Below are 12,696 nucleotides of genomic sequence, written 5' to 3'. Positions count from 1 at the left end.
AAATAAGTTATGCATCTAATCATCTTCTCCAATATATTAACGCCTCGGATAAAATATATCTTTAATTTTATTTTTAAAGATATTCTTAAAACAGAATTGGAATTTACAGGCAATAGTCAATATTTTCTACAGAGCGAGCACGTCAAAATCAGTTATGGCGAAGAGCCATTGGGCGAGGAACTTTTTTTTAAGCGTACCACTTTACTCTTCTCCAACAAATTAGAAGAAATTAAGCCAAAAACTATTCCTTTTGGCGAATATCAGGCCCCTTTTCCGGTTGCACAATCTGCCTTGCCATTTGATGTTTTTGCTGCCTCATTTTTTATATTAAGCCGGTATGAGGAATATTTTTATCCCAAAAAAAATGAAGAAGAATTTAGGCCATCAAAAAGCCATCAGCATAAATGGAATATTTTAGATAAACCGGTTATTGATGAATGGGCATTGATCATTAAAAGTTTGATCAAAAAAAAACATCCACATTTTAAGTTCCACGAAAAGAATTTTCAGCACCAGCCAACCGTTCACTTCAATATTTTGCCCAACCTACCCGAGGGATTGTTAAATAGGACCAAATTTATTTTCAGTGCTATCTTTAAAAAAGATAACAATTACCTGAGCTCGAAATTTGATAGGTTAACAGGGGTAGGGATTAATAATGAGCAGGTTTTAGATGAGGTAAACCAGCTATTTTCTTCAAAAAAAAGTAATCCTCTTTATTTTGTCGATTTTCCTGACGTGCCCATAAATTACATTAGGATAAATGGCGTTTCAAAAATACTCAGCAATCAATCAGTTGGACTATTAAGGCCTTGTGCCAGCGATAAGCAAAAAATGCTCGAGATTAAAGAGGGCCTTGTTAAGCTCAAAAAAATCAATCCAAACCCTGCACCCGTAAGTAGTCAGCAGTTAGAAGTATTAAAATTCCCCATTTGCTATTTAAATATTCTTAATTCCGGTATTACTTCCGATTATTCTATGGGTTATAGCAATGTACCGGGCTTTAGGGCCGGAACCTGTACGCCATTTAACTGGTATGATCTTCAACTCGAAAAAGTAACCCCCTTAATCGTTAACTCTTACTGCCTCACAGATTATATTCTTCAGTTTTTAACACATGAGGCAGCCACTAAAACAATACACCAATATATAGGTGCGGTGAAGGTTGTAAACGGCACCTTTTATAGCAGCTGGAGCCTAAAAAGTCTGTCTTCAAATGCAAAATACAAAAAACTAAAATCGCTTTTTAAAGAACTGCTCGATTACGCGGGAAATTGATTTTAATTTAACTTATCCGGCTTAAAATTGCTAATTTCAGTAATTAAACGTCCCAAGGAATAAACCTGTAAGATACCGGAACATTATGATGATTTTTGATGTAAGCAAGACAAAATCTATCGCCAATACCTTTATTGCCGAACTTCGGGATGAGAACATCCAGAAAGATTCAATGCGTTTCCGCAAAAACATGGAAAGACTTGGTGAATTCTTTGCCTACGAAATCAGCAAATCATTGGAATATACCAGTCAAGAAATCGTAACCCCTTTGGGTGTATCGCCCTGTGAGGTTTTAACTCAGCAGCCTGTTTTAGCTACCATACTCCGAGCCGGGTTGCCACTTCAACAAGGTTTGCTTAACATCTTCGACAAAGCCGAATGCTGTTTTATTTCTGCTTACCGAAAAGTAAAGAAGAGCGGCGATTTTGTGATCCAGATGGATTATATTTCTACCCCGGATCTAGAAGGAAAAGTTTTGATTATGGCCGATCCGATGTTGGCAACCGGACAAAGCATGGTGATGTGCTGTAAAGAACTGATTAACCGCTACAAAATTGCAGAACTTCATATCGTTGCCGCAATAGCCAGTACAGAAGGTGTTGCACATGTACGCGCTAATCTGCCTAAAGCAAAACTTTGGCTGGGAGCAATCGACGAAGAAATGACCAGTAAATCTTATATCGTACCTGGACTTGGCGATGCAGGCGATCTGGCCTACGGAGAAAAGGTTTAGTTTTTAGTCCAAAGTCCTTAGTCTTAAGTCCAGAGCCAGTGAAGATTCTCTTTGTCTGCAGTAGAAACAAATGGCGTAGTGCCACTGCCGAAACCATATATCAAAATCATCCCGATCATCAGGTAAGGTCAGCGGGAACAGCGCCATCGGCCAGGATTAAAATCAATGAAAAACTTGTCATCTGGGCCGATCTCATCTTTGTGATGGAGAAAAAGCATAAGCAAAGAATTACTGAACGTTTCCCTGAAGAAACCTACGATAAGGAAATTATTACGCTTCATATCCCAGATGATTATCAGTATATGGATGAAGAACTTATTGAAGAGCTAGATGCAAAAGTTGCGGATTATTTATAAATCAAAAATCATTAGGCTACCTTTGTGAAAATCATTACTCATGAAACCATCATGATTTTTCAAATCACGTAGGGATTAGAAAAATCTGATAGCTTCATCACCGTTGCAGCTAATATATATACTCATGAAAAAGCACATTTTCTTCGACCTTGACCACACCATTTGGGATTTTGACCGTAATGCCGAAGAAACATTAAATGAGCTCTTCCAAACCTATAAACTAGAGGAGCTTGGCTTAAAATCGTGTGCCGACTTTATTACAACATATACCGAAAACAACCATCAGCTCTGGGCCGATTACCATTTGGGAAAAATTACCAAAGATTTTTTAAGATCGGAAAGGTTTAACAAAACATTCATTCAATTAGGTATTCACCCTGATGCGGTACCTCATCAATTTGAGGACGATTATGTAAGTATCTCACCCACCAAAACCAATTTGTTCGATGGGGCAGAAAATGTTTTGGGCTACCTACAGCAAAAATATACCCTACATATTATTTCTAATGGCTTTAAGGAAACAACCTTAACCAAAATGAACCTCTCTAATCTTAATCCTTATTTCGAAAACGTAATTATCTCAGAAGATGTGGGCGTAAACAAACCTAACCCTATTATTTTCGAATATGCATTGGATAAAGCAAAGGCTTTAAAAGAAGAAAGTATCATGATTGGCGATAGTCTGGAAGCTGATATTTATGGGGCTTTGAATTTTGGTATGGAGGCTATATTTTTCAACCCTTTACAGAAAGAAAAACCTGGTGATGTGCAGAAAGAAATTGCGCATCTCGAAGAATTATTGAAACTTTTTTAGTTTTACCTCTTTTTTGTTTGGTTTTGGCATTCGTTTGGCATTAGCTTAAACACACACAAATGAAAACCTTAATTTAAATGAAGAGAACCATCTTTTTAGGATTGGCAATGCTTTTTGCTACCCTAAGTTTCGCTCAAAACTACCACAGTGCAGCCGAAGTATTCTTACAAATCGTTAGCCCAGGCAAGTATAATGTATATTTAGATGAAGAACTAGTTGGATCGGCCAATGGCAGGTTCCGTTTTTACGATGTATACAATACCACACCAATGCTATCCATTATTCAGGGCAATACTGTAATCCTGAAACAGAGAATAAGGGTTATCCCACAACAACGGCTTGTTTTAAGTTTGGAGGATAAGCGACTAATTACCTTAAAACAGCTAACGATCTATCGGAATAGCCAGTACGCGCTAAACGATTTTGATGGTTATACGAGAGATTACGATACTGGCATTATTCCACCTCCACCGGCATTGCCCGAGTTGAACTATAGATTGTTATCTGATGAAGCTTTTCAGGCTTTTTTAACACAATATAGAAGGGAAAGTTTTGATGATGGCAGGTTGAGGATGATAAATGTGGTGAGCAAAAATTCGTCCTTACTGAGTGCTCAGGTAAGGGTACTCTTAAAATCTTTCTCCTTTGATGATGAGCGTTTGAAGGTAGCCCGGAACCTTTACAAAAACGTTGCCGATCCGCAGAACTATTTTACCTTATCCGATATTTTTGTTTTCCCATCTAACAAGGACGACTTCTTAAAATATTTGGAGAAACAGTAATTCAGCTTATCTTTATTAAATGACGGCTGCAAAAATAAAGGCATCGATAAATAAAATTGTCGATGCCTATAAATCGAAATTATCTCACTATTCTGAGGATATTTTTCAAACCACGCCACCCATTTCCGGATGGAGTTACAGCGAAGTATATTCGCATATTTTCGATTCAAGCCTGCTCTCGTTAATTGCGCTCGAACGTGCAGCAAGTGGTAAAGGCGAAAACAAACCCACACATTTTATTGTAAAACTGATTTTGGTTTTAGGCACTTTACCACCGGCAAAGCAGTATAAAGTTCCGAAAAGACTGGCCGAGCGTGTTAAAAAAATCAGCAAAACAGAAGCCCTCGATTTTATTTTAGAGTTTGAAAAAGGTCTTGATGATAATTATCCTGTAATTGCCCATGCAAAAGCCAATTGTAAAACAAAACACCCACGATTAGGTTATCTAAATGCCAAACAATGGCTAAGGTTTATCGAAATTCATTTAAAACATCACCTCAAGCAGCTAGAAAGAATAGAAAAGAGCTTTTAGACGTAAATTAATTTCGCCATATTTGAGTAAATTAATCTCAGTCCCATGAAAAACGCTTTTTACCTGTTAGCCATTGCTGTTCTTTGTGCATGCAATAGCGAAAAGAAAGAAACTACTCAAGCAGTTATCCCAACACCTACGGGAATACAAGGACTTCAAAAAAGCAATACTGCGCAGCCCGCAGCGCAAAGTGCCAAAACTAACCTAATTTTCAATCCGCCACATGGCGATGCCGGCCATACCTGTGCTTTAGCAGTTGGCGCACCATTACACCAAACAGCCGCCGTTCAACCACAAAAAAGCGCTACTCCACAACCGGTAACTGTTCCGGTGCCACCTATAGTAAATACATCAGGTAAAAAACTTAATCCTAAACACGGAGAGCCTGGTCATAGATGTGACATAGCTATTGGGGCACCGCTGGATAGTAAACCAACACAAGTAGTCACCACACAGCCTGCTGTAGTGAAACAAACTGTAGCAATAAAAACAGGAAAGGGTTTGAACCCACCTCACGGCCAGCCCAACCATCGCTGCGATATTGCTGTAGGTGCACCTTTAAACAGCAAACCTGCCCCGGTGGCAAATAGTGTTCCTGTATCAACACCTGAAACCAAAACAACCGAAACAAAGGCGCTGGAGACAAAAAGTGAAGGGAAATAATAGTAGATATATGGTGTACTTAATATTTTGAATTTTCAGCACCTAACTTAACGCACATTTTTTTACATCTTTGCGTTAATGAAATTACCCGCCATAAAAGGTTTTGACCAAGAAGCACTAATAAAGTATTTTAAAAATACAGGAATGCTTTTGATCGGGAAAGTTGGCAGTTTAGGAATAAAAATGCTAACAAATATCGCGGTTGCAAACTATTTGCTGTCGTATGGTAATGGTATTCTCACTACATCAATCGCTTATGTTTTTTTATTCGCAGCATTGGCGGGCCTCGGCTTAGATCAGTTTATTGTAAAAGAACTTCACCAGTTTCCGCAGAAAAGGGATCAGATCTTAGGCACAGCATTTGGGTTGAAAGCTTTTGCAGGTTTTATGTGCATTCCTTTAATTTCACTTGCATGGCTCATTTATCCACTTGAGGACATCCAATATCAATTCATATTATTGCTTTCGTTTGTCGGTGTATTTCAGTCTTTTACTGTAATTGATTCTTATTTCCAATCAGAAGTAAAATCCAAATACATTATGCAGGTGCAGATTATTGGGAATCTAGTTTCTGCTGCAATAAAAATTATTTTAATCTATACTCATTCGCCAATCAGCTATTTCTTTTTTGCTTTTCTTTTTGATACCATTTTACTTTCCATTGGCTATATTATTACTTATAGCAGAAAAAATAGAAGTATCCTGAAGTGGAGATTTGAAAAAACATTGGCTAAAAAACTCTTCTCGCTTTCATGGCCACTGATCATTTCCGGCATAATGGTTTCAGTTTATATGAAAATTGATCAGATTATGCTTAAACAGATTTTAGGCACCAAAGGGACAGCCGAAGCAGGTGCTTATGCAACCGTGGTCAACTTTAGCGAGGCCTTAAACTTCGTCCCTGTTGCTATCGTTTCATCACTCTTTCCTGCAATTTTAAATGCGAGGAGAGATGATAAGGAACGTTATCAGAAGAGACTTCAGAATTTATATGATTTAATGGTTTGGTTAAGCTTAAGTTTTGCCATTTTTATAACTTTTGCCTCCCCGCTCATTTATAGTTATTTTAACCCAGAATTTGCAGATGCCGCACCTGTTTTGTCTGTCCATGTTTGGGGTTCTGCTTTCATATTTCTTGGTGTAGCAAGCGGACAGTATTTAATAGCAGAAAATTTTGGCCGCCTAACTTTTATCCGAACAGGAATAGGGGCGGTTGTAAACATCATTTTAAACATTATCCTTATCCCAAGAATGGGAATGATGGGTACAGCAATAGCTACAGTAATAGCATACTTTGTTTCAGCCTTTTTTATACTATTTATCCCTAAACTTCGTCAACAAGGTATAATGATGTTAAAATCATTATTTTTGGTCACCGCATTTCAAAAAATATTTAAACGTTGAGTACTCTTAAAGCATTAACCACATTAATTGCAAAGCCAAGCAGGCTTAAGGCATTATTATCATACGGACATAAAGGCTACCTGAATAGCATTGGCTGGTTTACGGCTTTTGATAAAAAACAGGCCGTAGACGGGCAAGGAAAAGCATTGCCATGGGTAACCTATTCGTTTATCGATTTTATTAAAGAACGCATAAACAAAACACAGCATATTTTCGAATATGGCTCTGGCAGCTCTACTATTTTTTATGCCGAAAGAGCTGGCTCGGTAACTTCTGTGGAGCATGATAAAGGCTGGTTTGATAAAGTAAAAAATACAAGTCCGGCCAATGCTGAGATGATATTCTGCCATTTGGAAAAAGACGGGGAGTATGCCAAAAAAGCAACCTTGCTCGATAAAAAATTCGACATTATTATAGTTGATGGTCGCGACCGTGTAAACTGTTGTAAGTATAGCGTTGATGCACTATCAGAAAGCGGAGTATTAGTTTTGGATGACAGTGAACGTGAAGTATATCATCCTGCCCGTGTGCTTTTAAAGGCCTGGGGGTTCAAAGAAATCAGCTTCAGTGGGATTTCACCAGGCCTTTTTTACGAAAAAGCAACCTCAGTTTTTTATAAACAGGATAATTGTTTAGGTATTTAAAGCAGTAAGCATCATGTTAAGCGAAGAAGTAAAAACGGCCTACGATAATTTTTATACCAATAGCGATGTAGCATGGAGAATGCTTGGCGCAAAATATAAAGCACAGAACATTGTTGATGTTTGCAAAGGGTTAAAGCCTAAAAAAGTGCTCGAAGTTGGCGCCGGAGATGGTAGTATTTTACATTTTTTAAATGAATGGAACTTCGCACCAGAACTGTATGCTTTAGAAATTGCACAAAGTGGTGTCGACATTATAAAAGACCGTAACCTCGCTAGTTTAAAAGAAGCACAAACTTTTGATGGGTATAAAATCCCTTACGGGGATGATGCATTTGATCTGATTATTCTTGCGCACGTTTTAGAACACGTAGAACACGAAAGGATCCTGATCCGTGAATTGAAAAGGGTAGCAAAATATATTGTAGTTGAAGTACCTAAAGATTATCGCTTTGGTGTAGACCAAAGAATGAAACATTTTCTGGATTATGGGCACATTAACATGTACACCCCAACTTCCTTGAGGTTCTTGCTGCAGAGCGAAGGTTTAGAAATTCTAGAAGATAAAGTTTCTATGACTGCACCAGAAACGGTAAAGTTTAATGAGTTTATCAATAGAAAAGCACCTAAAACTTTTTCTAAAAACTTAAAAATCGAGTTAGAATACCGAATCAAAAAAACATTAGGTAACTTGTTCGGGAAGAAAAAGCAAGAACAGTTTGCCAATGCCTATACAGTGTTAACCAAAAAGTCTGACAATAATCTACATATATTTTAGGGGTCGGGCGATCGTCATTCGAGCGAAGTGCAACGAAGCCGAGAAATCTATTTCGATAGATCTCTCCATTCCACTGCGTTTCAGTCGAGATGACGGACCCTTCAATTGAAAATCGGTAATTGATAAAAAACAAAAATGCAAAACCTTGCCCCAATAGCGCTTTTCGTATACAATCGCCCGCAGCACACCGAGCGTACGTTACAATTCCTGCAACAAAATGAATTGGCAGCACAAAGCCATTTGTATATCTTTTCCGATGGTGCCAAAACAGATCAGGATAAAGAAAAAGTTGCTGAAGTAAGAAAAATCATCAAAAAAGCAGAAGGTTTTAAATCGGTTAAAGTAATCGAAAGCAAGGTAAATGCAGGTTTAGCCAATTCGGTAATTGCAGGTGTAACTCAATTAATAGTAGAATACGATCAGGTAATTGTTTTTGAAGATGACCTGGTTACCTCTCCCCATACTTTAGCCTATTTCAACAATGCTTTAAACCATTACCGCGAAGAGGAAAGAGTAATGCATATAGGAGCCTATATGTATCCCTTAAAATCAGATCAACTTTCGCAATCGTTTTTCTACAGGGCGGCCACAAGTTGGGGTTGGGCCACATGGGGAAGGGCATGGAAAAACTTCGAACCAGATATTAACATCCTTATAAAACAGTTTGATAAAAAGAAAAGAGCTGCATTTTCCATCGACAATAAAATGAACTTCTGGAAACAGATGTTGGAGTTTAAAAAAGGAAAAAACAACAGCTGGGCCATTAGATGGTATGCTTCAATCTTTTTAAAAGGAGGCATCACACTTAACCCATCGCAATCACTTGTTAACAATATTGGCCATGATGGCACTGGCGTGCACTCAGGAATAAACGATATTTATAACGTTATTATCAACCCTAAGCCCATTGTTGAGTTTCCGACCACAATAGCCGAAGACCCCATCGCATACAAAGCCATCAAAAGCTTTTTGATTAAACGGAAAGGCAATATGGTAACTCGTGTTAGGCGTTTTGTTAAAGAAAAGCTGGCACAATACTTTTCAAAGAAATAATTAAACTGATATAGCTCACTGTTGTAGACAATTAAAAAAAATGACAAACCTTTTTTTAATTGTTCATGTTGCTTTTATACATCGAAACTATAAAAATAAAAGATATGAAAACGACAACAGCAACAGCAGAGGTATTAAACGATCTGGTTCAAATTAATAACGATCGTATTGAAGGCTATGAAAAAGCACGTCAGGAATTAAAGGATGGAGATGCCGATCTGAAAACGCTATTTTTAAATATGATTGCCGAAAGTCAAAAATATAAAATGGCTTTGGCTGCAGAAGTAGCTGCATTGGGTGAGGATATCGAAACCGGAACAACAAACTCAGGAAAAATTTACAGGGCATGGATGGATGTTAAGGCATTATTTACCGGCCACGACCGTAAAACTGTTTTAAACAATTGTGAGTTTGGAGAGGATGCAGCACAAAATGCATATAAAATGGCATTAGAAGAAGAAGATCTTCCATCAAATATCAGAGATTTAATCTCTGACCAAAAAGCATCGTTAAGAGTATCGCATGATGAAATTAAAAGATTACGTGATGCTCAGGCATAAGTGACAGAGATAAAATAGAAAAACCTCCTTCGATTTATTATCGGAGGAGGTTTTTTTTTAACTTTCCGTCATGCTGAACTTGTTTTACAAATAGATTAGCATTTTTAATTGTCTTGTAGCTACTACGTGGTCAGCACCTTTTTTTAAAGACCCTGAAATAAATTCAGGGCGACGATCTTTTAGGAACTAAATCAGTTAAGAATTACGACTCTAATTCCCGATCTAAATGTTCGGTAACGCGTTGGATTGTATTGTCGATCGTGTTACTTAGAATCGTTAAATAAGAACCTTTTTTAGCAGTTTCGATCGCGATCTGCAAACATTCTGTGCTTTTATTGTTAATGATGATCTCTTTATCTGGATCAACTTCCTTGATGCCTTTTACCAGCAGGTCAACCAGTTCTTGTTGTTGTCTGCCACGGAGATATTTCTCCTGACAAACATAAATTTTATCAAACATCTGAGCCGAAATGCGGGCAGTTTCGATAATATCCTCATCTCTTCTATCACCTGTTGCCGAAATAATACCTACATGTTCGGTAGCCTCTACACCCTGCAAGAAACCTTTTATGCCGTTAAATCCGTCAGGATTATGCGCAAAATCGACCAGTACTTTAAATTCTTTGAACCTGAAAATATTCATCCTTCCTGGGGTATGCGCCGCAGAAGGAATAAATGTTTCCAGCGATAAACGGATATCTTCAGGTTTATAGCCCCATAAATAGGTTGCCAGTGTTGCTGCAAGCACATTCTGGATCATAAAATTCACGGAACCACCAAAAGTTAATGGAATGTGCGTGGCTTTATCTACCCTTAATTTCCAGTCGCCTGTTTTAATGGTAATGTATCCGTTTTCATAAATGGCGGCAATTCCACCTTTTCTACAATGTTCTTTAATCACCGGATTATTTTCATCCATGCTAAAATAAGCAACATTACAGCGCGCATCCTTGCCAATGCGAACGCAATAACCATTATCTGCATTTAATACTGCCCAACCTTTGCGACGCACTGCCCCGATCACAACCGCTTTGACACGTGTCAGATCGTCAAGATTATGGATATCAGAAATACCAAGGTGATCTTCCTGGATATTGGTTACTACGCCAATATCACATGCATTAAATCCCAGTCCAGCTCTTAAAATTCCCCCACGGGCGGTTTCTAGTACCGCAAATTCAACTGTTGGATCTTTTAAAATGAACTCAGCACTTACCGGTCCGGTGGTATCACCTTTCATTAGCATCGTGTTGTGCACATACACACCGTCACTGGTGGTAAAACCTACACGTTTACCATTACTTCTGATAATGTGCGCAATTAATCGTGTAGTAGTGGTTTTTCCGTTTGTTCCGGTTACAGCAATAATCGGAATCTGTGACAATTTTCCCTGTGGATACAGCATGTCAATAACCGATGCAGCCACATTTCTAGGCAAGCCTTCACTTGGTGCAAGGTGCATCCTGAATCCTGGTGCTGCATTAACTTCCAAAACCACACCTCCGTTTTCGTTTAATGGCCGGGTAAGGTCTTGCGCCATAATATCGATACCGCAGATATCCAATCCGATTACCCTCGAAATCCTTTCACATATAAAAATATTCTGTGGATGTACAATGTCAGTTACATCGATAGATGTCCCGCCTGTACTTAAATTTGCAGTAGATTTTAAATAAACCACTTCTCCCTTTTCGGGAATAGTTTCTAAGGTATATTCTTTTTTTGCCAGCAGATCCAAAGTATCCCGGTCAACAGCAATTTCAGTTAGCACATTTTCGTGACCATAACCACGGCGTGGATCTTCATTCTCCTTATCGATCAATTCTTGGATCGTATGAATTCCATTGCCCTTAACATGTGCCGGATCACGTTGTGCGGCAGCAATAACTTTGTGATCGATTACCAGTACCCTAAAATCGAAACCAGTAATAAATTTCTCTATAATTACCTTTCGCGAATACGTTTTGGCGTATTCGAAAGCGGCAACCGCATCTTCCATCGTTTTCACATTAATGGTTGCGCCCTTGCCATGGTTGCCATCAAGTGGTTTAAAAACGAGTGGAAACCCAACCTTTTTAACAGATGCTTCCAGATCATCAGGATTTGAAATGGTTACCCCCGATGCCACTGGAATGGCAGCTTCGGTAAGCAAACGTTTTGTCTCTTCCTTGTTGCTGGCAATATCTACAGCGATGCTACTGGTTTTTTCGGTCATGGTTGCCCTAAAACGAACCTGATTTTTACCATAGCCCAACTGCACCAACGAACTTTTATTCAGCCTGATCCAAGGAATACTTCTGCTCACCGCCTCTTCTACAATAGAACCTGTACTTGGTCCTAATGCTTCCAGCTCACGGATTTCCTTCATCCTACGGATGTCGTGCTCCAAATCGTACTCTTCGTTATTAATCAGGGCTTCGGCAATTTTAACTGCAGCTTCAGCCGCGTAAACACCAACCTTTTCTTCCAGATAACTGAATACCACATTATAAATGCCTTCAGTTTTAGTTTGGCGGGTTCTGCCGAAACCGGTTTCCATGCCTGCCAAAGTTTGAATTTCCAAGGCAATATGTTCAATTACATGCCCCATCCATGTCCCTTCTTTTACCCGGGTGAAAAAGCCACCTTCAACTCCCTTAGAACACCGGTGTGTAAACATGCTAGGCAAGAGTTTCTCAATCCTTTCGCTAAATCCTTCTATTACGTTGGTTGGTTTTTGCTCTAAATCTTCCAGATCTAAACGCATCTGGATCAATTTTTTTCGGCTAATTGACCATATGTTCGGCCCTCTTAATACTTGTATGTTTGATATCTTCATGTAATATTTTGTTCGTTTTTTATTTAAACAAGCGTTTGGGACAGCCTTTTTAACTCAATTTTTAGAATAAAATTGATGATGGTAAATTATGCATTTATTTTGAAATTAGACGTTCCATTAGCTAAATCAATTTTAAGGCGTATTTGTTTTATTTTCAAGCACAATCCTGTTAATTTTAGGTTATAATATTTTAACGTTTGTTAATAAATTGAATATTCTTGACAAAAAAAGTCGTGTTTTTTATCATAAGCCTATATATTTGGGTTTTTTGATACAATTATAAT

Annotated in this window: 13 protein-coding genes; 12 read left to right on the top strand and 1 reads right to left on the bottom strand. The window is 38.3% G+C overall.

What is annotated here, in order from left to right; genetic code table 11:
* The first annotated feature begins 9 nt into the window (after nucleotides 1-9).
* From LQ201_RS14570 to LQ201_RS14515, 12 genes are all read left to right on the top strand, one after another.
* A complete protein-coding gene (locus tag LQ201_RS14570; RefSeq protein ID WP_230143367.1) occupies nucleotides 10-1,278 on the top strand; it encodes a hypothetical protein in 1,269 nt (422 codons plus the stop codon).
* A gap of 88 nt (nucleotides 1,279-1,366) precedes the next feature.
* Nucleotides 1,367-2,011, top strand: a complete 645-nt coding sequence (gene upp, locus LQ201_RS14565) for a uracil phosphoribosyltransferase (RefSeq protein ID WP_230143461.1) — start codon at nucleotides 1,367-1,369, stop codon at nucleotides 2,009-2,011.
* A 38-nt stretch (nucleotides 2,012-2,049) separates the two neighbouring features.
* Nucleotides 2,050-2,367: a low molecular weight protein tyrosine phosphatase family protein gene (locus LQ201_RS14560; RefSeq protein WP_230143365.1), complete on the top strand. Its 318-nt coding sequence runs from the start codon at nucleotides 2,050-2,052 to the stop codon at nucleotides 2,365-2,367.
* A 124-nt stretch (nucleotides 2,368-2,491) separates the two neighbouring features.
* Nucleotides 2,492-3,181 (top strand): YjjG family noncanonical pyrimidine nucleotidase, encoded by a 690-nt coding sequence (locus LQ201_RS14555; protein WP_230143363.1) that lies wholly within the window; start codon nucleotides 2,492-2,494, stop codon nucleotides 3,179-3,181.
* A 77-nt stretch (nucleotides 3,182-3,258) separates the two neighbouring features.
* Nucleotides 3,259-3,963, top strand: a complete 705-nt coding sequence (locus tag LQ201_RS14550) for a DUF4476 domain-containing protein (protein WP_230143361.1) — start codon at nucleotides 3,259-3,261, stop codon at nucleotides 3,961-3,963.
* Between the two features lie 19 nt (nucleotides 3,964-3,982).
* Nucleotides 3,983-4,495, top strand: coding sequence for a DUF1569 domain-containing protein (locus tag LQ201_RS14545; protein ID WP_230143359.1), 513 nt, complete (start codon nucleotides 3,983-3,985; stop codon nucleotides 4,493-4,495).
* 45 nt (nucleotides 4,496-4,540) lie between these two features.
* On the top strand, nucleotides 4,541-5,158 hold the full coding sequence (locus tag LQ201_RS14540; RefSeq protein WP_230143357.1) for a hypothetical protein: 618 nt from the start codon (nucleotides 4,541-4,543) through the stop codon (nucleotides 5,156-5,158).
* 78 nt (nucleotides 5,159-5,236) lie between these two features.
* Nucleotides 5,237-6,562: a flippase gene (locus LQ201_RS14535; RefSeq protein ID WP_230143356.1), complete on the top strand. Its 1,326-nt coding sequence runs from the start codon at nucleotides 5,237-5,239 to the stop codon at nucleotides 6,560-6,562.
* A complete protein-coding gene (locus LQ201_RS14530; RefSeq protein WP_230143355.1) occupies nucleotides 6,559-7,206 on the top strand; it encodes a class I SAM-dependent methyltransferase in 648 nt (215 codons plus the stop codon). Before LQ201_RS14535 ends, LQ201_RS14530 begins: the two co-directional genes overlap by 4 nt.
* 13 nt (nucleotides 7,207-7,219) lie before the next feature.
* Complete coding sequence (locus LQ201_RS14525) at nucleotides 7,220-7,981, top strand: class I SAM-dependent methyltransferase (RefSeq protein ID WP_230143353.1); 762 nt, start codon at nucleotides 7,220-7,222, stop codon at nucleotides 7,979-7,981.
* A gap of 135 nt (nucleotides 7,982-8,116) precedes the next feature.
* On the top strand, nucleotides 8,117-9,034 hold the full coding sequence (locus tag LQ201_RS14520) for a glycosyltransferase (protein ID WP_230143351.1): 918 nt from the start codon (nucleotides 8,117-8,119) through the stop codon (nucleotides 9,032-9,034).
* 104 nt (nucleotides 9,035-9,138) lie between these two features.
* Nucleotides 9,139-9,594, top strand: a complete 456-nt coding sequence (locus LQ201_RS14515; protein ID WP_131029501.1) for a PA2169 family four-helix-bundle protein — start codon at nucleotides 9,139-9,141, stop codon at nucleotides 9,592-9,594.
* A 202-nt stretch (nucleotides 9,595-9,796) separates the two neighbouring features.
* Here LQ201_RS14515 and cphA read toward each other — a convergent pair whose 3' ends face one another.
* Nucleotides 9,797-12,412, bottom strand: a complete 2,616-nt coding sequence (cphA, locus tag LQ201_RS14510; RefSeq protein ID WP_230143350.1) for a cyanophycin synthetase — start codon at nucleotides 12,410-12,412, stop codon at nucleotides 9,797-9,799.
* Nucleotides 12,413-12,696 lie beyond the last annotated feature (284 nt).

The organism is Pedobacter sp. Bi126, assembly GCF_918698245.1.
In the GTDB taxonomy this organism is placed as follows: Bacteria; Bacteroidota; Bacteroidia; order Sphingobacteriales; family Sphingobacteriaceae; genus Pedobacter.
The sequence above is the reverse complement of the archived record's forward strand: the minus strand, read 5'-3'. Positions and strand labels throughout refer to the sequence as shown.

Bases quoted from the DNA above. Each gene is read 5' to 3' on its own strand.
- LQ201_RS14570 (WP_230143367.1), top strand. From the start codon at position 10: ATGCATCTAATCATCTTCTCCAATATATTAACGCCTCGGATAAAATAT.
- upp (WP_230143461.1), top strand. From the start codon at position 1,367: ATGATTTTTGATGTAAGCAAGACAAAATCTATCGCCAATACCTTTATT.
- LQ201_RS14555 (WP_230143363.1), top strand. From the start codon at position 2,492: ATGAAAAAGCACATTTTCTTCGACCTTGACCACACCATTTGGGATTTT.
- LQ201_RS14550 (WP_230143361.1), top strand. From the start codon at position 3,259: ATGAAGAGAACCATCTTTTTAGGATTGGCAATGCTTTTTGCTACCCTA.
- LQ201_RS14545 (WP_230143359.1), top strand. From the start codon at position 3,983: ATGACGGCTGCAAAAATAAAGGCATCGATAAATAAAATTGTCGATGCC.
- LQ201_RS14540 (WP_230143357.1), top strand. From the start codon at position 4,541: ATGAAAAACGCTTTTTACCTGTTAGCCATTGCTGTTCTTTGTGCATGC.
- LQ201_RS14535 (WP_230143356.1), top strand. From the start codon at position 5,237: ATGAAATTACCCGCCATAAAAGGTTTTGACCAAGAAGCACTAATAAAG.
- LQ201_RS14525 (WP_230143353.1), top strand. From the start codon at position 7,220: ATGTTAAGCGAAGAAGTAAAAACGGCCTACGATAATTTTTATACCAAT.
- LQ201_RS14520 (WP_230143351.1), top strand. From the start codon at position 8,117: ATGCAAAACCTTGCCCCAATAGCGCTTTTCGTATACAATCGCCCGCAG.
- LQ201_RS14515 (WP_131029501.1), top strand. From the start codon at position 9,139: ATGAAAACGACAACAGCAACAGCAGAGGTATTAAACGATCTGGTTCAA.
- cphA (WP_230143350.1), bottom strand. From the start codon at position 12,412: ATGAAGATATCAAACATACAAGTATTAAGAGGGCCGAACATATGGTCA.